The sequence below is a fragment of the Aeromonas sp. 30P genome (genome assembly GCF_051919805.1).
Lineage (GTDB): Bacteria > Pseudomonadota > Gammaproteobacteria > Enterobacterales > Aeromonadaceae > Aeromonas > Aeromonas veronii.
The window spans coordinates 690688-709742 of sequence record NZ_JBQBEA010000001.1 but is presented as its reverse complement, the minus strand read 5'-3'; the positions used below and the strand labels follow the sequence as shown (position 1 = coordinate 709742).

General features: G+C 47.9%; 18 protein-coding genes and 3 pseudogenes. 10 read left to right on the top strand and 11 right to left on the bottom strand.

Translation table 11 applies throughout. The annotated features are described in order from the left end of the window. Positions 1-5 precede the first annotated feature (5 nt). Positions 6-1568 (bottom strand): murein biosynthesis integral membrane protein MurJ, encoded by a 1563-nt coding sequence (gene murJ / locus ACTG2B_RS03490; RefSeq protein ID WP_439995211.1) that lies wholly within the window; start codon positions 1566-1568, stop codon positions 6-8. 191 nt (positions 1569-1759) lie between these two features. Between murJ and rpsT the strand changes: the two genes are divergently transcribed. Next, entirely contained in the window at positions 1760-2023 is a 264-nt protein-coding gene (gene rpsT, locus ACTG2B_RS03485; RefSeq protein WP_005308808.1) for a 30S ribosomal protein S20, read from the top strand. Between the two features lie 49 nt (positions 2024-2072). Here the strand turns inward: rpsT and ACTG2B_RS03480 are convergent, their stop codons facing one another. From ACTG2B_RS03480 to thyA, 5 genes and pseudogenes are all read right to left on the bottom strand, one after another. Beyond that, positions 2073-2375 carry an ArsR/SmtB family transcription factor gene (locus ACTG2B_RS03480; protein ID WP_013724128.1) on the bottom strand — a complete coding sequence of 101 codons (303 nt, stop codon included), beginning with the start codon at positions 2373-2375 and terminating at the stop codon, positions 2073-2075. A 51-nt stretch (positions 2376-2426) separates the two neighbouring features. Beyond that, positions 2427-3359: a transcriptional activator NhaR gene (gene nhaR, locus ACTG2B_RS03475; protein ID WP_201914052.1), complete on the bottom strand. Its 933-nt coding sequence runs from the start codon at positions 3357-3359 to the stop codon at positions 2427-2429. Further along, entirely contained in the window at positions 3346-3753 is a 408-nt protein-coding gene (locus ACTG2B_RS03470) for a hypothetical protein (RefSeq protein WP_019445581.1), read from the bottom strand. Before ACTG2B_RS03470 ends, nhaR begins: the two co-directional genes overlap by 14 nt. Beyond that, positions 3750-4940 (bottom strand): Na+/H+ antiporter NhaA, encoded by a 1191-nt coding sequence (gene nhaA / locus ACTG2B_RS03465; RefSeq protein WP_064338810.1) that lies wholly within the window; start codon positions 4938-4940, stop codon positions 3750-3752. Before nhaA ends, ACTG2B_RS03470 begins: the two co-directional genes overlap by 4 nt. Before the next feature lie 223 nt (positions 4941-5163). Next, a pseudogene (gene thyA, locus ACTG2B_RS03460) lies at positions 5164-5457 on the bottom strand (thymidylate synthase); the annotation flags it as partial. 698 nt (positions 5458-6155) lie between these two features. Between thyA and ACTG2B_RS03455 the strand changes: the two are divergent. After that, positions 6156-6308, top strand: a pseudogene (locus tag ACTG2B_RS03455) (IS66 family transposase); the annotation flags it as partial. 15 nt (positions 6309-6323) lie between these two features. On the opposite strand, the gene ACTG2B_RS03450 reads toward ACTG2B_RS03455, so the two are convergent. Beyond that, positions 6324-6896, bottom strand: coding sequence for a hypothetical protein (locus ACTG2B_RS03450; RefSeq protein ID WP_052815397.1), 573 nt, complete (start codon positions 6894-6896; stop codon positions 6324-6326). 118 nt (positions 6897-7014) lie between these two features. On the opposite strand from ACTG2B_RS03450, the gene ACTG2B_RS03445 reads away from it, so the two are divergent. The 4 genes and pseudogenes from ACTG2B_RS03445 to ACTG2B_RS03430 all read left to right on the top strand — a co-directional run bounded on the left by ACTG2B_RS03445 (position 7015) and on the right by ACTG2B_RS03430 (position 9399). Beyond that, a complete protein-coding gene (locus ACTG2B_RS03445; RefSeq protein ID WP_005895552.1) occupies positions 7015-7221 on the top strand; it encodes a helix-turn-helix domain-containing protein in 207 nt (68 codons plus the stop codon). A 401-nt stretch (positions 7222-7622) separates the two neighbouring features. After that, positions 7623-7856 (top strand): annotated as a pseudogene (locus ACTG2B_RS03440) (DUF4172 domain-containing protein); the annotation flags it as partial. A gap of 66 nt (positions 7857-7922) precedes the next feature. Further along, positions 7923-8762 carry a Fic family protein gene (locus ACTG2B_RS03435; RefSeq protein WP_439996905.1) on the top strand — a complete coding sequence of 280 codons (840 nt, stop codon included), beginning with the start codon at positions 7923-7925 and terminating at the stop codon, positions 8760-8762. Positions 8763-9048: 286 nt separating this feature from the next. Then, positions 9049-9399 (top strand): NIPSNAP family protein, encoded by a 351-nt coding sequence (locus ACTG2B_RS03430; RefSeq protein ID WP_159158227.1) that lies wholly within the window; start codon positions 9049-9051, stop codon positions 9397-9399. A 106-nt stretch (positions 9400-9505) separates the two neighbouring features. Here ACTG2B_RS03430 and ACTG2B_RS03425 read toward each other — a convergent pair whose 3' ends face one another. From ACTG2B_RS03425 to ACTG2B_RS03415, 3 genes are all read right to left on the bottom strand, one after another. Next, positions 9506-9766, bottom strand: a complete 261-nt coding sequence (locus tag ACTG2B_RS03425) for a hypothetical protein (protein WP_159158226.1) — start codon at positions 9764-9766, stop codon at positions 9506-9508. 61 nt (positions 9767-9827) lie between these two features. Then, a complete protein-coding gene (locus ACTG2B_RS03420; RefSeq protein ID WP_118854730.1) occupies positions 9828-10235 on the bottom strand; it encodes an H-NS family histone-like protein in 408 nt (135 codons plus the stop codon). A gap of 350 nt (positions 10236-10585) precedes the next feature. Beyond that, positions 10586-10885: a hypothetical protein gene (locus ACTG2B_RS03415; RefSeq protein ID WP_241324500.1), complete on the bottom strand. Its 300-nt coding sequence runs from the start codon at positions 10883-10885 to the stop codon at positions 10586-10588. Between the two features lie 506 nt (positions 10886-11391). Here ACTG2B_RS03415 and ACTG2B_RS03410 point away from each other — a divergent pair. From ACTG2B_RS03410 to ACTG2B_RS03400, 3 genes are all read left to right on the top strand, one after another. Then, positions 11392-11844: an antitoxin Xre/MbcA/ParS toxin-binding domain-containing protein gene (locus ACTG2B_RS03410; protein WP_439995210.1), complete on the top strand. Its 453-nt coding sequence runs from the start codon at positions 11392-11394 to the stop codon at positions 11842-11844. Between the two features lie 817 nt (positions 11845-12661). Next, complete coding sequence (locus ACTG2B_RS03405; protein WP_439995209.1) at positions 12662-13618, top strand: sensor domain-containing diguanylate cyclase; 957 nt, start codon at positions 12662-12664, stop codon at positions 13616-13618. A 141-nt stretch (positions 13619-13759) separates the two neighbouring features. Beyond that, positions 13760-15163, top strand: coding sequence for an amidohydrolase (locus ACTG2B_RS03400; protein ID WP_139734354.1), 1404 nt, complete (start codon positions 13760-13762; stop codon positions 15161-15163). Positions 15164-15430: 267 nt separating this feature from the next. On the opposite strand, the gene ACTG2B_RS03395 is transcribed toward ACTG2B_RS03400, so the two are convergent. After that, positions 15431-15643, bottom strand: coding sequence for a DUF2158 domain-containing protein (locus ACTG2B_RS03395; protein ID WP_139734353.1), 213 nt, complete (start codon positions 15641-15643; stop codon positions 15431-15433). Between the two features lie 1198 nt (positions 15644-16841). On the opposite strand from ACTG2B_RS03395, the gene ACTG2B_RS03390 reads away from it, so the two are divergent. Then, the gene (locus tag ACTG2B_RS03390) at positions 16842-18830 is read left to right on the top strand and encodes an EAL domain-containing protein (protein WP_439995208.1); all 1989 of its coding nucleotides are present in this window, start codon (positions 16842-16844) and stop codon (positions 18828-18830) included. The last annotated feature ends 225 nt before the right edge of the window (positions 18831-19055 follow it).

Sequence of the window (19055 nt, the reverse complement as noted above, 5' to 3'; positions counted from 1 at the left end):
CACGACTACTGCTGCCCCGATTTAAGGTGACGCGGCCGAATGCCCAGCAGCAGCAACACCACGGCATAGACCGCAGCCCCCAGCGACAGCAGCATGGTCAGCTGCAAACTGGCCTTGCCCATGCTCCATGCCCCCCACTGGGCCAGATCCGGCGACAGATAGGCGAGCACGCCCCCCATCAGCACGCTGGCAACCAGCAACTTGAGGCAGAACACGCCAGTATGGCGGGAGGGACGATAGACGCTCTGCTGGTACAACCCCTTGAACAGCAAGGCCGCATTCAGAGTGCCCGAGCAGGCGGTCGAGAGCGCCAGCCCCACGTAACCGAGCGGGTAGATGAAGATGAGGTTGCAAAGCATGTTGGCAATCATCGACATCACCCCGATCCGCACCGGCGTCTTGGTATCCTGACGGGCGTAATAACCGGGGGCCAGCACCTTGATCAGCATCAGGGAGAGCAGACCGGTAGTGGAGGCCAGCAGGCTGGCGCTCGACATGCTCACTTCATGCAAGCCAAATTCGCCGCGCATGAACAGTACTCGCAAAATGGGCTCGCGCATCACCGCAATGCCTATCATGGCGGGCAGGCCGAGCAGCATCACCATCCGCACCCCCCAATCCATGGTGCGGGAGAAGTCGGCAGGGTCTGCATCCACATGCTTTTTCGCCAGCGCTGGCAGGATCACGGTACTGATGGCCACAGCAAACAGACCGAGGGGGAACTCCAGCAGGCGATCCGAGTAGTAGAGGTAACTGATGGCACCGGTCGCGAGGAAAGAAGCCAGCATGGTATTGACCAACAGGTTGATCTGGCTGACCGATACCCCGAACAGGGCGGGGATCATCAGGGTGCGGATCTTCACCACCCCAGGGTGATTCCATCCCCACTTGGGCCATACCAGCATGTTGATTTGGCGCAAAAAGGGGTACTGGAACAAAAACTGCACTAAACCGCCCAAAAAGACACCAATCGCCAGCGAGATCTCAGGTTTGTCCATCAGCGGCGCAATCCACCAGGCCGCCGCAATCATGGTGATGTTGAGAAACACCGGCGTAAACGACGAGACTGCAAAGCGGCCGAAGGTGTTGAGGATGGCCCCCGCCATGGCGGTAAAAGTGATAAACCAGAGGTAGGGGAAGGTGATTTTGAGCATCAGACTGGCGAGCTCGAACTTCTCGGCCGCAGGGCCGCCATGCAGCCAGTCCCAGAACCAGCCCCAGCCAAACAGCGCGGTCAGCACACCCGACCCCAGCACACCGAGCAGGGTGACCACAGTTACTATCCCCCCCAGCGTGCCCGCAACCGCCGCCAGCAATTCACGCACTTCCCTCTCGTCGCCATTTTTCTTGTACTCCGTCATCACGGGAACAAAGGCCTGGTTGAAGGCACCTTCGGCGAACAGGCGACGCAGAAAGTTGGGAATGCGATTGGCAAAAAAGAAGACGTCGGCGGCCACCCCGGCACCGAGCAGATTTGCGATGACTACATCGCGAACCAAGCCCATTACGCGGGATGCCAGCGTCATTCCGGACACTATCATGCCGGATTTGATCAATTTCTTACTCAAGACGAGGCCTCTGGAACTGTCAGAATGAAAAGAATGCTGCTAGAATCGGCCGACAGTTTAACCGTCTCCCTACTGACACACCACCGGGAGGCGGTGTTTATTTGCACAAATCATTTGACAATATGTGGTTGGAAGGGCATATTTCCGGGCCTTTTCAATACACTCGCTAAGACAGTTTTAGGAGTTTTACCTTGGCTAACATCAAATCTGCTAAGAAGCGCGCTCTTCAGTCAGAAAAACGCCGTCAGCACAACGCCAGCCGTCGTTCCATGACCCGTACCTACCTGAAGAAAGTCATTGCTGCTATCGCCTCTGGCGACAAAGCTGCCGCGACTGCCGCTTTCGCTGTTGCTCAGCCGATCATGGATCGTATGGCGACCAAAGGCCTGATCCACAAGAACAAAGCTGCTCGTCACAAGAGCCGCCTGTCTGCCCAGATCAAAGCTATGGCTTAATCAGCGTCTGCTGATCAAAGCTGAAAAAACCGGCCTTAGTGCCGGTTTTTTATTTATCTGCGCTGCAATAAAGTCGATGCAGCAAACTGATCATTTCACGCACCTCATGGCTGCGCAGCGAATAGTAGACCGTCTGAGCCTCTTTGCGTGTCGTCACCAGCTCATCCCGCCGCAACAGCGCAAGATGCTGTGACAAGGCCGACTGACTCAATCCCAATCGCTCGTTGAGCTCCCCCACCGACAGTTCGCGCTCCAGCAACTGGCACAGAATAAACAGCCGCCGTTCGTTGGCCAGCGCCTTGAGCAAGGCCACCGCTTTACTCGCATTGGCTTCCATCTCTTCAAGTTGCATCACATCTCTCCTCTACCACTCATCGCCGATGATACGTGGTGACGGGCCGTTTTAAAACGACAGGGTGGCTGGCTGGATGGCGGAGAAGTTCTCCTGGCCGGAAAAGAGAAAGGTAAAATCGCTCTCGCAGACCCGCTTCACCGCCGGATGCTGGATCATCCGTTCGGCGAAGATGACGTAATACTCCTCCATCAGATCCTGGGTCTCTCCGATCAGCATCACCCCCTCCCCCTCGAGGATCTCCTCCCGATAGATGGTGGGGGCCATGAAAATCCCCTGATTGAAGAAGCCAAACGCCTTCATCAAGGCGGCATCATCAAACTCGCCAAGAATGCTCGGGGAGACACCCTGCTGCTCGAACCACTGGGTCAGCTGACGCCCCATGGCGGTACGGCGACCGGGGATCAGCAGCTTGCGCTCCTCCAGACAGGCGGGAAAGGGCTTTTCAGGCAGCGGCGCCTTGCAGAAGAAGCTGACGCCACAGCCGCCCAGCCGTTTGGAGAGCAGCCCCGCATGCTGGCTGGAGTCCACCGGACAGTCGGAGAGGATCATATCGAGCTTGTGCTCGCTCAGCTGCTCCAGCAGTAGTTCGTGGGTTGATTCGAAACAGCGCAGATGGATGGAACCATCATTGGGGATGACAGAGAGCAGCACGCGGCTGGCAAGGCGCTTGGAGAGGGCATCGGCGATGCCGACGTCGAACAGGATCTGGCTCTCCTTGCGGTAGTTGACGATATCGAGCATCTCGTAGGAGAGGCTGAACATCTTGTCGGCATAGCGAAACACCAGCTGGCCCAGCTCGGTCGCCTCAAGGGTGCGCCCCTTGCGTTTGAGCAGCTTGCCCCCGAGGCGCTGCTCCAGCAGCTTGATCTGACCGGTGACGGTTTGCGGGGTCAAAAAAAGGGCTTCCGCTGCCTGGGTAACGGAGCCCTTCTTCTGAGTCATCCAGAAATAGTAGAGATGGTTGTAGTTAAGGTGTGACATCCGATGGGGTTCCCGCTTGACGCGGACTCCGGTAGCAGCTGAGTTCAACCGCCAGAATGTCATACATGTCGCTAACCGAGTCAACCTTGTTCGCGCCAAACTGCTCCATCAGACTGGCCTTGAGGCGTGCCTTGTCCGGCATCCGGTCAGCGCAATAACGCTTGTTGGAGCGCTTGACCATCTCGCCAGCCCGGCTGCTTAGCGCCCGCTCGGAGAAGGTCTCGCCAAAGCGCGCCTTGGCCTGCTTGTCCCCCAGCAGCAGGGCACTGTCTACCACTCCGTTCAGATAGGCAGAGCAGTTCGCCGAAGCGGCGTCCTGCTTGCAATCCTCCAGCCCGCCGGCCCAGGCCGCGGGGCTCAACAACAGCATCAACAACCCTGTATGCAGCTTCATAGTCCCTCCGTACTCTGTTCCCCTTCACCCTTGGGAAGGGCCATGCGCAAGGCCAGATAGCCGACTACCGCCGCCATGGTGGAGCCCACCAGGATCCCGAGGCGAGAGTAGCTGCCGTAATCCAGCCCACCGTGCTCGAAGGCGAGCGACGCGATAAACATCGACATGGTGAACCCGATGCCACAGAGGATGCTGACCGCAAAAATCTGCTTGAAGTTGACCCCGGGCGGCAACTGGGCGATGCCCAGCTTGACCGACAGCCAGCTGATGGTGAACACCCCGAGCGGCTTGCCGATAAACAGCCCCAGCATGATCCCCATGGGTACCGGACTCAGCAGGGAGGAGAGACCAATCCCTTCCAGCGATACCCCTGCGTTGGCAAAGGCAAACAGCGGCAGGATCAGATAGGCACTCCAAGGGTGCAGCTGATGCTCCAGATACTTGAGCGGCGAGGCGTAACGCTTGCCGTTAAGCGGAACCATAAAGCCCACAACCACACCTGCCAGGGTCGCATGGACGCCAGACTTCAGCACCGCAACCCAGAGCACCAGACCAACCAGCATGTAGAGGCTGATCCTGTCCTCACCACGACGATTCATCCAAAGCAGGGTGAGGGTTGCCAGAATACCGATGGCCAGCGCCTCAAGCGACAACTGCTGGGTATAGAAAAGCGCGATGATGATGATGACGCCGAGGTCATCCATGATGGCCAGCGCCAACAGGAATACCTTGAGGCTCACCGGCACCCGCTTGCCGAGCAGCGCCATCACCCCGAGGGCAAAGGCGATGTCGGTCGCAGCCGGGATCGCCCAGCCAGCGCGCGCCACTTCATCCGAATAGTTGAAAAAGGCGTAGATCAAGGCCGGAGCCAGCATGCCGCCCACCGCCGCAATAGCCGGAAAAGTCGCTTGCACCCGAGAGGAGAGCGCCCCCTCCAGCATTTCACGCTTCACTTCCAGACCAACCAGCAGGAAGAAGATCGCCATAAAGCCATCGTTGATCCAGAGCAGCAGTGGCTTGTTGATGTCGAGGGCCGCGATGCGCACCTGCACCGGCGTGTCGAGAAACGCCTGATACCCGCCAGCCAGCGCGGTATTGGCTAAAATCATTGCCAGCATGGCAGCCATGATCAGAATAATTCCGGAGGCGGCCTCCAGCTTCAGGAACTTTTTGATTACGTCACTCATGGTTAAATTTTCCACCGTATTGCTTTGGTTTGAGTCTATCCCTTGCAACAACCAATGGAAAATCGTTTCTTGCTGCTCAATACAACGAAAAAACCGAAGGCAAAATAGAACATACCTGCTATAAGCAGGTTTTTCCTCGTCTCTGGCTACCGTCTTATTAATCAATAAAATGAATTTTCAATTATTTAACTGCATAAAAAAGGCGCCCTGAGGCGCCTTGCTATCAGATGGCGACGGGCGCCTTGATACCGGGATAGGGGTCATAACCCTCGATCTCGAAATCCTCGAACTTGTAATCGAAGATGGAGTCAGGTTTGCGCTTGATCACCAGGGTCGGCAGCGGGCGCGGCTCGCGGGAGAGCTGCAGAGCTGTCTGCTCCATGTGGTTGGAGTAGAGATGCACATCACCGCCAGTCCAGACGAAGTCACCCACTTCCAGATCGCACTGCTGGGCCATCATGTGGGTCAGCAGGGCGTAGCTGGCGATGTTGAACGGCAGGCCGAAAAAATTTATGCAACACAAAAACTGCACAAAACACCACTAACACTGAACCTAGCACCACAAAACCTCTTGTGCAAAACAAAAACTGCACACTTCGGGGGCTATGATCCCCTTTTAAGAGGGGGTCATTGTGCAAAATCAGCTGGCACAGCTCCCAAGAGAAGGAAGAATAGAAGTCACGCACCTATACTGCGCGACCTGGAAACTATATGACCTGCAAATGCTGGACATCTGGGGTCATGTTGTTGAAATCGACTTATATAGAAGGGATGACATTAGCGGACTGACGCGGAACTCCCCAACGCCCTCATTACCTCCTCTACGGCTGCCAACCGTCCTCGTAAACTCCGAAACTCCTTACAGGTGTGCCTAAGCACATTATCAATGGTCGCCTCTAACGCGGGGAAATCTGTTCGTAGCTCACAATATTCGGCGAACGTAGCCTGGTATCCCTGGAGCTCAAACCGATAAGAGCGTGCTCTAGCCTCTAGCACCTTGCTCCCTTCATTCCTGACTTCCACGACAGGCTTTTGCTCGACCTGAGTCACTGGAACCTGCGGGCCAAGTAGATCCTCCCGAACGCCTGCTGGAGTAGGAGTTGGTTGGCGTATTGGTGGCGGGCCTGTATGCTGGCTACCGGTTTGTCTGCACGAGTCTGCGCCTGCTTTGCTGGGCACATGTACTGCGCAACGTGGCTGTTATCGCCCAGAGTGGGGGATCTGTTTCGTCAACGCTTACTTTCGTTGGTTGAGACGACCAAACGCTTGGGACGTTGCCCCCAAGAGTGACTGCATACCATTGTCCGAGCCCGCATCGAGAAAACGGATTACCCCATTCCCTCCGAACTGTGTGCATCAAGCCCCTGACGCTGAACGGTTACATCAAGAAGCGCTTCTGAACGCAATCAACCCCCTCAAAAGCCTCTCCACGGCCTCCAGCCTGCCCCGCAAATCGCGTTTCTCTGCAACGGTATTGTTGATGGCCCTTTCAATCGCTGGATCCAATATGGAGAAGTCCACTCTTAATTGCTGGTACTCAGCGAGCATTGAATCACATTCCTGCAACCCCTTACGGTAGTGCTGTGCTCTCGCGATCAGTCCTTCCAGGACGGATTCATACGTTTCCGACTTACGCTCCTTACCCGATTCCGTTACAAGCGCACAAGGCCCAATAAATTCCTCTTTGAAATGCACTTCATCGAACTTGGGAGTCCTGATGAAATGAGAACAGCGCTTCCCATCATCAACATGCTTCCTTTTTAGAAGTCCCTTATTTACGAGCTTGATCAGATGCCGATAAATGAAGGTATAACGATAACGCCGCTGACGTATCTGCGATTCTGCTTTGTCACCAAAAATGGCATTTACAAATCCTATCGCAGTGAAGTCATCCATCTGCCATCGAATGAGTGCGGTGTAGAGCGCGGTTGGTAACCACACGGTCTGGGAGCTCATAAGCAATCCTGGGCCTCGAACGAAAACATTTAGTGGAAATCTAAACTCGGTTGCGGATTATAATCCGTGGTCGTTAGCCAGACAACCAGAGATAGTGCTCGCCAGCGAGAGGCGAGACATGCAAGAGCTAGCAAAAAAATTTGGTGATGCTGTACGTGATAGACGGCTTCAATTGGGCGTATCGCAAGATGCACTCGCATATGCGGCCGAAATTGATAGAAGCTACGTAGGACGAATTGAGCGTGGTGAGGTCAATGTCACCCTGGAAAAGGCTTATCGTCTTGCCAGGGTTATGGGGTGTGACATTCGCGATTTGCTGCCATAGATATATTTGCCAAATAATTATCTCTTAACCCAGATAAAACTAAATCTCCCTATAATTATTCACAGTGATGGCATAGCGAGTACCATCAGGCATATGAATGAGCAGACCTAAGGGCATCTGCGTGTGCGTGGCTTTATGCAGCGCAAGCTGCAAGCTCACAAGAACCATTCGAAACGAAAACGAGCTCCCGCCTTTTCTATCCACTGGTTGCTGTAGCGCCACACAGCAGCAATAAATCCAGTTTTTCGTCAGCTCCGGTCTAAGATTTTCAGCCTGTATCTCCATCCTCATTACCAGCTCTGCTGTTCTGCTGCATGTGTTATATTCGGCTCAAACATTGAGCTGAATGATGGGCTGGGTCGGCTCATTATTGAGACCCTAGCACGTTGGATGAGGAAATAATGGAACCATTTTGGATTTGGCAACAAGCTGATTGGCCCCATTTTCGTTGGCGGGATAGCGAGATATTGCCCAGATTACGGCATGTGCAACGCAGGCTGGGAATTCTTCTTGGTAGCCACTCAAGATTGGGGAACTCCGACCAAACGTTGGATACGTTACTGGCTAACATCATCGCTTCTTCTGCTATCGAAGGTGAACGCCTCAATGCTCAATCCGTGCGTTCTTCCCTGGCTAGGCGGTTAGGGGGATCACAAACTCCGTCCTATCCCGTGTCAGATCGCTCAGAGGGGCTCGCGGCCATGATGCTGGATGCCATCGACAACCATGAACAACCACTGACAATTGAACGACTTTACCAATGGCATCGTTGGCTGTTCCCCGCCAACGAATGGTCGGTACAGCCAGTGAATGTAGGGCAGTTGCGAGGAGATGAGCCGATGCAGGTTGTCTCTGGGCGTGTTGATCGCCCCATCGTGCATTTTGAGGCACCACCCAGAGCGGCCCTTGACGATCAACTGGCCGAGTTCATCCTCTGGTTTAACCAGACTCGGCATGACCCCACGATGGATCCCCTTCTTCGTGCGGCAATCATCCATTTCTGGTTCGTGACCCTGCATCCCGTTGATGATGGCAATGGGCGGCTCACGCGGGCATTGACCGATCTCGCGCTGTCACAGGCTGACAGCCACAGCATCCGGCTGTATGCCATGTCAGTTGCCATTCTAGAGCTGCGGGGTGACTACTATCGAGCGCTTGAGTCAGCGCAGAGGGGCACGCTGGATATCACATCCTGGCTCTGTTGGTTCCTCGACACACTGGATTACTCCATAGAGCTCGCATTACAGAGTATTGCTCGTGGCCTTGCCAAGTTATGCTTCTGGCAGCGGCACTGTCATGACGGTCTGAATCCAGAGCAAACCAAAGTGCTGAATCGTTTACTGGATGGCGGCGAGCAGGGTTTCGAAAATGGCATCAACGCCAGTCAATATCAAAAAGTCGCCGGAGTCAGCAAGGCTACTTCTACCCGCCATCTGGCTGCACTGGTGGAAAAGGGATGCATTGAGAAATTACCTGGTGGCGGACGCAGTACACGCTATCAGATCCGCTGGGGCGATATCGGCTCCACTGTGGGAGTCTGAAAAGACTCTATCTGTTAACTTGTTCGGACTCTCCCTGCGGGAGTTGTTTTCATTTGGTGGATTAGAGCCTCTATTGACGAGCTAATAAAGTGCATAAATTAAATTTTGACGCCATGATGAGTGCCGTCAGGCATATGAATGAGCAGATAAGATGGCATTCTCTTGGGTGTGGCCCCATGCAGCGCAAACTGCGGTAATCCCTACGGGCATCTCACCTTTTAATGTATTTTTGAGAGGCCTCATGTACAGTATCCGTATCTATTTAAGTTGATATGAAGGATCTTTAATGAGAACTGTCGAGTTTCTCCAGTACACTTTACAGCCAAGTGCAGGTAATGGATTTCATCAGATCATGCGAAGTATCAGCGTTCCTTTGCATCAGGTCGCTGGAATTGATGTAGTCACTTATGGTCAGTCGCAACATGATCCAGACAGCTATGTTTTGGTTCGAGCTTTTGATAACCCTGAGCATAGGGAAAAATCTCTTGATGCCTTTTACCAAAGCGATAGTTGGCGCAAGGGCCCAAGAGAGGAAATTATTAACAGCATTGCTGTTAGTGTTATGTCTGTTGTGTCGATGGAGTCAGCGACTATTGATGCTCTGCGTCAGACCTGCTACACCTCTATGTCTGACTAGGAATAATGACACATTCTGTTAGGCTGGTTCAGAAAGCAATAGCTCGGATTGCTTCGTAAGATGCTGTCTGTATGAAACCATTTAATCCATGTTGGATTATGAAAAATTAAATATTGACGCCATGATGCGTACCATCTGGCATATGAACGAATAAACTCAACCGACAGTCATGGCTCTCAACAGACTTTTTAAGCGACAACAAACTATTTAGAACATCGGGATCAATTTCAGGAACATCACCTGCACCGAGATTTGAAAGCAATTTGGTCACAGCGATATGAACTCGCAGCTCTTCGGCATGCTCCTTGGCTCTCTGGACAACCTCGGGTGATTCGGATGAAATCAAATCCTCCAATGTCCTCCCCATACGGTGCTCCTACTACAGATAGAATTAAAGGCCCACGCCGAGCAGGCATGGGCTCTGCGCATTAGATCAAGAAGTCATCCAGTGCTTTTCCAGCCGCAACTGCTTCTGCGATGGCCTTGGGCATGCGGCCCTGGCCAGTCCATGTCTTCTCCTGACCGCCTTCGGTGTACTTGTATTTTGCAGGACGGGGAGCGCGTTTGGCTTTGACTGAACCCTCGGATTTCGCCGGAGCGGCAGTGCCAACCAGCTCACTCGGATCGATGCCTGCGTCTCTCAGCATCTCGGTAAACTCAGCCAGCTTTTGCAGGCGCTCGGCAGATTCGGCTTTGATTTTGTTTTCTTGCTGCTCACGCTCAGCAAAAACCTCATCCAATTTCTCTTTAACTTCGACCAACTGCTCAAATGACAACTCACGCAACGCAGCTCGCAGACTACGAATATTCATCAGTGTTTTCAAAAAATCGTTCATTTTTATCCTCATGTATCACATTTTTATATCAGGAAAATTATCTCTCAATCCCAGCATCAGCTCCACTGTTTTTGGCACCAAGATGATTCGAAAAAGCATCATTTAAAATTCGTGAGCTAAATTGCGTTTGGATCTACTTATTGGCCTAGCTCCAATCTGCTATGAAACTATGTAGCTAAAAATTAAATCCAAGTGGTAGTGAGCGTTGAGACAACCTCACCAGATGAGCCGATGAAGGATCTTGTTCGGCTCACGAAATGAGTCGATTGAAAAATATCATTGGCTCACAGAATGAGTCGATGATAAGAGATTTTTATCTCCACACAAACTAGAGTATGGGAGCATATTACTCATATTATTTCCCTATTAGAATAATCACGCCCAAATGTGTCTGGGTTTGCGGCCTCATAGTCATCGTCACACATATGATCTCCACGATGCATCTCCCTCACTGTTGCGAGTGTACCGAAAAAACACATTTCACAAAGATGCACCTGATAACGCTCACCATCGTGACGGGAACCATAGCCAAAATCCGCCGATAACGAGCCGTATTGGTTGGTTCCAAAATTCGTTTTTGTACTACGACCACAGACATCACAGAGAATGTCAACGACCTGTTCTGTTGGCACAATTTCTTTTACGAGCATGCTAAGCTCCTAATCTGATGAAAATAGGAGTTATCATACGCGGACTGACTATATATGGTGCAACCTGTTTTTGGTATCCATGCGAATGAGAGCTTTCACCTCGACAACAGTGGCACCGATAGGAACACCTATCGAACTCAATAACTCGCCATTTTCAGTTCTGGTAACCTCGGGATCACCCTTATACCAACACCATTCTCGGCCAGTTTTTGTGTCGGCTGCCTCTAAGATGCCACAACGATAATCAAAATTGATGGTCACTGAATGTTCTCTCGGCTAGCTAGCTTGGTTATAGCATAGTAAATATATGAGAATTCAAGTCTCATAAAGACCCCAGATAGAATTATGCACAGAGATTCACGAAAAAGTTGGTATTGCCCGAATGGGGCGCTTCAACCTCTGTATCCTGTGCCTCATCCAACAAAGTCCTCAGACCCATCGCCATCGCCACATGGAACAGATAGGATAAGGTAATCTGGTATCGTAGGTTCAGGGGAGATTTCATCATGTCCTATGCGAGTTATCATCCAGGTAAGGCTACGGCCTCTACTAAGACAATATTTGACTCTCTTGGCATACCGAGTGACCCGTTGGGGGCACATCTATGGATCGTGGCTGGCGTAGCTCCTGGCATCATTCATCGACTAGCTGAATTGATGAACACAGACTCAGGTTTGATATGCCGCTTAGCAGGCATTAGCCGGAGCACTGTTGCTCGCAAGCTGAGGATTGAGGCTCCCCTATCAATCTCGCAGGGTGCCAGGGTATACGGCGTTGTACAGGCACTCGAAGCTGTTCTCTTCCTCCACAGAAACAATACCGCCAGAGCATTGTCATGGTTACATCGCCCAGCCTGGGGCCTTGGTGGTGTAGCTCCAGCAACATTGTTGACTACAGATATGGGGGTTCAGGCAGTTATCCATTTGGTGGGGCGGATTCAGCATGGGGTTTGCCAATAAGTAATAAGTCGGGGGCTAATAGGATAAAACCCGCATGATTGATTGAAATTAAACCAATCAGAACGTTTTTGGAGATTTTTTTCACATCCCCCACTTGAAAAATTCGAGAAACTGTCCATTTACTAATTATGAAAGCTATAAATTAATTTTCCGTTTCAACATTCCGCTGCTACGCAGCGAAGAGAAACCAGTTTTATATACCCACCACCATTATCTCATGAATAGATATGTTTTATTGTTAAATAACAGCTATTCGATTGTAAATTATAAAAAAGACATACTTATACAGCACCTGGTTGGATCAGGGCCGAAGGCACTGAATAGAAAAACTCAGATTTTTCACTTTTTCATACATTAATCATACGCAATTCACGCTATATGGTGTCATCAACAGTGTAGTTATTTATATGCAGTGGTAAATTCGATTCTTACTATCGTGTTTAGCCTTATAAACCTGAATATCTACTGAATTTATAATGATCTTTTACACTAATACCATCTTTACCAACAGTAACCCCACCACTGAGTGGTAGTCGCAGTGCATCATCACAGCATTTATATGCAGAAACTGAGAAACTTGAGGATATTGGGCCCGCTATTTAATAACAAATAAGTTAACTACAGTGTTCCATTTTGCTAGGATGGTCGAGAAAACACAGGTGAGCCTCAAAGGGGGCCTTGTAGGCCACGCTATCTTGGCTCTGTCACCAAAGAGATATGGCTCGCAATGATAGGTCTATCTACTGTATTAGACTGTCAGTGCATCAGATGTAGATACACACAGTATATGTTGGCAGTGGGTAACAAGGAGATGTTGATGCAAAGCCCTGTAGTACCGGATAACGAACGGCTCCGCTTAGATGCCCTGCGCCGATTGGCTATTCTTGATAGCCCCGCAGAAGAGCGCTTTGACCGGATCACCAGGATGGCTCGCAACATGTTTGAGGTGCCTATCGCACTAGTATCATTGGTTGACGAAAACAGGCAGTGGTTCAAATCATGCTGCGGGCTATCAGCTTTGGAGACGCCACGGGACATTTCCTTCTGTGGGCACGCAATTCTTGGTGAAGAACTGTTTGTCGTTGAAGATGCAGCCCAAGACCCACGTTTTTTTGACAACCCCTTAGTCACAGGAGAACCACACATACGCTTCTATGCAGGCCATCCACTAGAAGTGGGCGATGGCCTCAAACTCGGCACATTGTGCATCATAGACTCTAAACCCAGAGTTTTTAGCCCACGAGATCAAGCATTGTTAGCCGACTTGGCATCCATGGTCGAGAGTGAGTTACAAGCGGTTCAGAGAGCAACCATAGATGAATTGACGGGGATAACTAACCGTAGAGGATTCATGCTGCTTGCCGAAAAAAGTTTGAAGTATGCGTTTCGCATAAAAGCTCCAGCAGCACTACTCTTTTTAGACCTGAATCACTTCAAGGGGATTAACGATAATTTTGGTCATGATATGGGTGATGATGCATTACGACAAATGGCGGAATTATTATGCCGAGTATTTCGTGACGCTGACATCTTTGCTCGTCTTGGGGGGGATGAATTTGTAGTTCTTTTACCTGGGGCTGGCAATGAACATTGTCAGAAAATTAAAGAACGTCTGCATCAGGCAATGAGTGATTTCAATAGTCATAGTGGTAAGCCGTACCAGCTTTCTTGTTCTTTGGGTATTGTTGTTTACGATACCAGTACGCCTCCTGATTTAGAACAACTACTCCGGCAAGCAGATGAGGAAATGTATGTATGCAAAGTGCAGCGATGATATGTTCTCCAACAATGATGCAATTAAGCATTGTTAATAAGTAGACATCAACAATGCTTATCCTGCTACCGTCAGTCATACTTTTCCGATACATGGTTATGCCAGTAGTACACGTCCAACTCTCCACCACAGGGTATGTACATGAAACAGTCTTCATGTTGTCAAGTAGCTGCAATCGCAGCGATGCTCGCATTATCTTCCACTGCAACGGCGATGAGCACATCTGATAACCAGCTAGAAAATAGTGCAAATACAGCACCATTCTCAAAGGAGTTGATAGCACAGATCAACGAAAGTGTTGCTAGTGATAGTGCGAGACTTATTGAGATTTACAAGGACTTACACAAACATCCCGAGATTGGCTACACAGAGGTACGAACTGCCAGCATCGTTAGCCAACAGTTACGTGAGTTAGGGTTTGTAGTAACCGAGGGGATCGCCAAGACAGGTGTTGTCGGGGTGCTGAAAAACGGTGAAGGGCCAACAGTTTGGTATCGGGCTGACATGGATGCATTACAGGTTCGCGAAGCAACGGGCTTGGAATATGCTGCCAACACCAAGCAAAAACTTGCTGACGGCCGTGAAATCGATGTGATGCATGCTTGTGGTCATGACGCCCATGTAACCTGGTTACTGGGTGTCGCTAAGGTCATGTCATCCATAAAGCCTATGTGGTCTGGGACACTTGTTGTCTATGCACAACCAGCCGAGGAGCCAGGCACTGGGGCGCAGAGTATGGTGGATGATGGGCTTTGGCTGCGTGACTTTCCCAAACCGGATTATGCGTTCGGCGCTCACGTTGTCCCTGGGCCGACAGGCGTGGTAGCAAGTGCTCCAGGGGTGAGGATGGCTGGGACTGATCAACTAGACATCACGTTCTACGGTACTGGTGGGCACGGTTCTACCCCTGAACTGGCATTAGACCCAGTGGTGATGGCCGCTCAGGCTGTTCTTGCCTATCAGACAATTATCAGTCGCAACATAGATCCGCAAAAACCAGCAGTGCTGACGGTAGGTGCCATAGAGGCAGGCCGCGATAACAACGTGATACCTGAGAGTGCAGTGCTGAGGCTTAATCTGCGTTGGTTCAGTCACGAGGTGCGCGACCTGCTGCTTCGCCGCATTGATGAGGTGAATCGTGGGATCGCGATAGCTTCTGGCGTACCGGAAGACAAACTGCCGACCAGAGTAATGAAGGGCAATGCCGATGCAGTGGTCAATGATGCCAAATTGATGGAAAAGGTCACCCCCGCACTACGCCAGCTTCTGGGTGAGGATAAGGTAATTAGCAATTTCCCCTCGGCAATGGGCTCTGAGGACTTTGCTGAGGCATTTAAGGGAATGAATGTTCCTTATGCATATCAGTTTATTGGTATTGCACCACCCGACTTGTTTGCAAAAGCTCGGAAAGAGGGTAAATCGTTTCCCTATGGCCTGCATAATCCAGACTTCATCGTTGACCTGGATGCTATTCCTGTTGGAGTTAAAGTAAATACCGCAACTATACTCAGTGTCTTGGCTAAAGCTAAAACAGAAAGTAATTAAAACTAGTGATGGCTATAATTTTAGTGTTTTTAATCGAAGAGTAAGTGTCTAAGAGTAACTAGCCCTTAATATTGAGGGCTAGTTATATAACGCAAATATTACTTAGGTGCAGATATCCACTGCATCCTTCCTGTAGTGACTCTGGGGAAATACAATATCTATTTATCATCATCATTAATAATTTATGCCGATTTTTATATGACATTATAAGAGAGTGTAGAAAATATTGTTAACTCAGTTTCTTACTGTAATGTCTAACGTTGAATATTATTTAAATTCAATGAGTTCCCTAAGTAATCTGGCGTTTTCATCTTTTTCCATGCAAATCATCAGGGCATCAGTAGGTACAATAATTTCTTGTAACTCAGTACCGTCAAACCAACAGCATGCCAAATAACCGTTTGGGTGCATTCCAATTACTGTCATACAAGGCCCATCAGCACTTTCTAGCTGAACATTATCACCAATCAAAAACTCCATAAGGACACCTAGTTGAGTGAGCAGGTTTTTATCAGTATAAAGTTCTTCGCTAGCAAACCAAGCTAATAATGACAAAAAATTTAAGTGAGTGCCGCCCCTTAGTGTGGATTACTCGGGCCATGTTGATTTTAATTGACACGCGTGGCGCAGCAACTAAAGAACAATATTAACCCATTGTCTAATATGATTTTTTATAAAGATACGAGGAGAAATGACTCACTGTTACCTATCAGTGTCCGTTCTAAACATAGAAATCTATACTCTGTGGGGTAATGCTACTGATCGGTTTAGGATGCGGCAGAGAGCCATAGAAGTAACCATACATTACTTCCTTACAACAACTCCGAGTGTGTCTATCGTTACGACAAGACAGCAGGCAACCGGTCAAATTCGAGATCATATACTCACTTACTCACATGTAAATGCCTGTAATCTATACTTATCTACCCAATCTACCCAATCTACCCAATCTACCCAATCTACCCAATCTACCCAATCTACCCAATCTACCCAATCTACCCAATCTACCCAATCTACCCAATCTACCCAATCTACCCAATCTACCCAATCTACCCAATCTACCCAATCTACCCAATCTACCCAATCTACCCAATCTACCCAATTGTAGGGAAATTATACATTCATACAGTCAGTGTTCAGCATTTTCGATATACCATTTCAGACCAATGTATACTCGATGAACCACATAATAAACTCAGTGAGAACTACAGATTTGAACAAAAATTCGTATGTATCCGATGATTCTGCTCATACTATAACGATATTTCACACAGTATTATTTGTTTTTATCATGATTATGATTGGGATAACCTCTGGTTGAACTGAACATGTTTTTTGGAAAGTTATATTATTGAAATAATGATGATTGTTGTACATGGCCAATTAAACTGATAAAAGGTTACACACTATAAGTTATTTCTATGATTTTAGTCAATGAATGCTTGGTTAGCATAGATCATGAATTGAATTTTTATAAGTCAAAAGAAAGATAAACAGAGCAAGAACGTTATCGTGATATACAATCGATAAATATCAGAAAGAGTGATGTTGAATTAAGTTAAATATATTAAAGTGAATCTCACATTAATCTATACCCCCCATAAATCAACATTTGATTTAGTAAGGCTAAGTTGTAGATCACTTTCATGCAGAGGTTAAATTGGTCATTGAGAATAAATTGAAAAAAAGCAAAGTTAAATTTCAGCATATTTTCAGTTCGTATATGTATGATATTTCGACAATAGCTCTGCTTTTATTGCCATTAACACTAACTAATTCATTAAGTGTTTTACTTGGCCAAGGTTTTGCGCATGCAAATTATAACGCAATATCACACCTTTTTTTTCAATTATCAAACATCCTAATCAATATCTATCCTCTTGCTTTATGTGTATTAACCAGTTACTACTTATCCCATAAAAGCTCTATAAATACCGGTGCTTTTATTGTATATACGATAATACTTTTTTATAGTTTATCTCACGCGAACAATCTTTACTCCCCAGTGTTTTACCTCCCCAACAATACAATGTTAGCTTTAGTAAGCCCATTGTTAACTTTACTCTACAGTAAAAAGGTTCCATTACGAGAGCTTGTTCCGCATTCCCTTGATTTTCCTTTGACTCTGCTTTTGCATGTTGTTCGTTTTTCCTGTTTCGCGATACTGGTGCTCGGTCTATCAGCTCTGAGTCCATATATATTAGATTACTCTCTTGAAATACTAAACGAATATAAACCTGACCCATTAACCTGGTCTGGTGGATTATTGTATCAGACTATTTTAGGTTTGCTTGGTGCTATTGGAATTAATGGTCATAACTTTCTACTTCCAATAAAACAAATGCTCTATCAAGTTACCGAGCAAAATCTTGCTGACTCACATGCTGGAATAGCCTCCATTAATGTTATTAGCCAAGGATTTTACGATGCATTCCTTTCAATGGGGGGATCTGGCAATAGCATTTGTTTGTTATTTTGCATTCTAATATTTTCACGAAATCGTAATCACATAATGCTAGCTATAGCCGCATTGCCCATGGTTATATTTAACATCAATGAAGTTTTGTTATTTGGACTGCCTATAATATTCAATCCACTACTCATCATCCCATTTATTTGCGTACCATTACTTAGTTTCGGGATTGCATATTTCGCTATATCTATAGGTATTGTAGGCCCCATAACTACAATTGTAGATTGGATGACACCGCCATTGTTAAGTGGATATATGGCTATGGGCAATAGCATTGACGGTTCATTATTGCAAGTGTTTCTAATATTAATCGGCATATATATATATAAACCATTTTATATAGCATTTGCAGGTACTGGTCTCGATAAAAGAGTCGAAGGAAAAGATATCGAGCGCATCACTCTTGGCAATATGCTAGATGAAATAAGGTCATCAGCACGTAGTAATCAGGAGCGAGCAAAAGCACAAATACGGGTAGAAGGTATGCTACAAAAAGGAGCTTTCATAATGTATTACCAATGCCAGGAATCCAGTAAAAGTTTGCCGTTAGGTGTAGAGGCACTAATTCGTTATCGTGATGAATCAGGTGCACTTCATGGCCCTAGCTTTATCGCTGATTTTCAACAGTTAGACGCTATGCCAATGCTCGATTATATCGTCATTGATTGTGTATTATCAGATATGCAAAAAATGCCATTAAATAAATTGGATCGAGTTGCGATTAATATTTCAGCATCAACATTTAGTCAAAAAAACTTCGTCAGCCATTTAGTATCACGTATAGAGTTTTTTGAAATCAATCCCTATAAGATTGAAATAGAGATAACAGAAGAGGCATTGCTGGATAACACAGTAGAAATTCAAAATACCATAGAGAAGTTACAATCAATCGGAATTCATGTTGCTATGGATGATTTTGGGGCTGGATTTGCAACGTTCCCACATTTGATGAAATATCCATTTGATAAAGTGAAGCTTGACCGCTCATTATTGCAAGATTGTTCTACTGATAAAGGCAAACAGTTATATGAACTCTTAGTTCAGATTGGACAATTGGCAAAATGCCAAGTTCTCGCTGAAGGTGTAGAAACCGCGTGGGAGAAAGACTTTGTTGCTTCGTGTGGAGTAGACAGAACTCAAGGATATCTAATTGCTCGCCCAGAACCCCTACCAACCTTTTTGGATAGAATATAGCTAAAGTTAAGATAATCTACTTAATTAAATGACTTAATTGATATCGATTGAGTCAGTCATGCTGCATCTTACTTTATCACTATTGCCGGTCTCATTTGAGTGTAATATAAAGCATTCATCAAGATTGTACTTTTTGACAATGCACGTAGTGCGACCACTATGTTAGTCAATGATGATAATATATTAATGTGAGGCAATTGATGATAGTGTCACTTGGTTATGATT

Bases quoted from the DNA above. Each gene is read 5' to 3' on its own strand.
- ACTG2B_RS03425 (WP_159158226.1), bottom strand. From the start codon at position 9,766: ATGGGGAGGACATTGGAGGATTTGATTTCATCCGAATCACCCGAGGTT.
- ACTG2B_RS03435 (WP_439996905.1), top strand. From the start codon at position 7,923: ATGATGCTGGATGCCATCGACAACCATGAACAACCACTGACAATTGAA.
- ACTG2B_RS03430 (WP_159158227.1), top strand. From the start codon at position 9,049: ATGAGAACTGTCGAGTTTCTCCAGTACACTTTACAGCCAAGTGCAGGT.
- ACTG2B_RS03400 (WP_139734354.1), top strand. From the start codon at position 13,760: ATGAAACAGTCTTCATGTTGTCAAGTAGCTGCAATCGCAGCGATGCTC.
- ACTG2B_RS03410 (WP_439995210.1), top strand. From the start codon at position 11,392: ATGTCCTATGCGAGTTATCATCCAGGTAAGGCTACGGCCTCTACTAAG.
- ACTG2B_RS03450 (WP_052815397.1), bottom strand. From the start codon at position 6,896: ATGAGCTCCCAGACCGTGTGGTTACCAACCGCGCTCTACACCGCACTC.
- ACTG2B_RS03405 (WP_439995209.1), top strand. From the start codon at position 12,662: ATGCAAAGCCCTGTAGTACCGGATAACGAACGGCTCCGCTTAGATGCC.
- nhaA (WP_064338810.1), bottom strand. From the start codon at position 4,940: ATGAGTGACGTAATCAAAAAGTTCCTGAAGCTGGAGGCCGCCTCCGGA.
- ACTG2B_RS03415 (WP_241324500.1), bottom strand. From the start codon at position 10,885: ATGCTCGTAAAAGAAATTGTGCCAACAGAACAGGTCGTTGACATTCTC.
- ACTG2B_RS03420 (WP_118854730.1), bottom strand. From the start codon at position 10,235: ATGAACGATTTTTTGAAAACACTGATGAATATTCGTAGTCTGCGAGCT.
- ACTG2B_RS03480 (WP_013724128.1), bottom strand. From the start codon at position 2,375: ATGCAACTTGAAGAGATGGAAGCCAATGCGAGTAAAGCGGTGGCCTTG.
- ACTG2B_RS03445 (WP_005895552.1), top strand. From the start codon at position 7,015: ATGCAAGAGCTAGCAAAAAAATTTGGTGATGCTGTACGTGATAGACGG.
- nhaR (WP_201914052.1), bottom strand. From the start codon at position 3,359: ATGTCACACCTTAACTACAACCATCTCTACTATTTCTGGATGACTCAG.
- ACTG2B_RS03395 (WP_139734353.1), bottom strand. From the start codon at position 15,643: ATGGAGTTTTTGATTGGTGATAATGTTCAGCTAGAAAGTGCTGATGGG.
- ACTG2B_RS03470 (WP_019445581.1), bottom strand. From the start codon at position 3,753: ATGAAGCTGCATACAGGGTTGTTGATGCTGTTGTTGAGCCCCGCGGCC.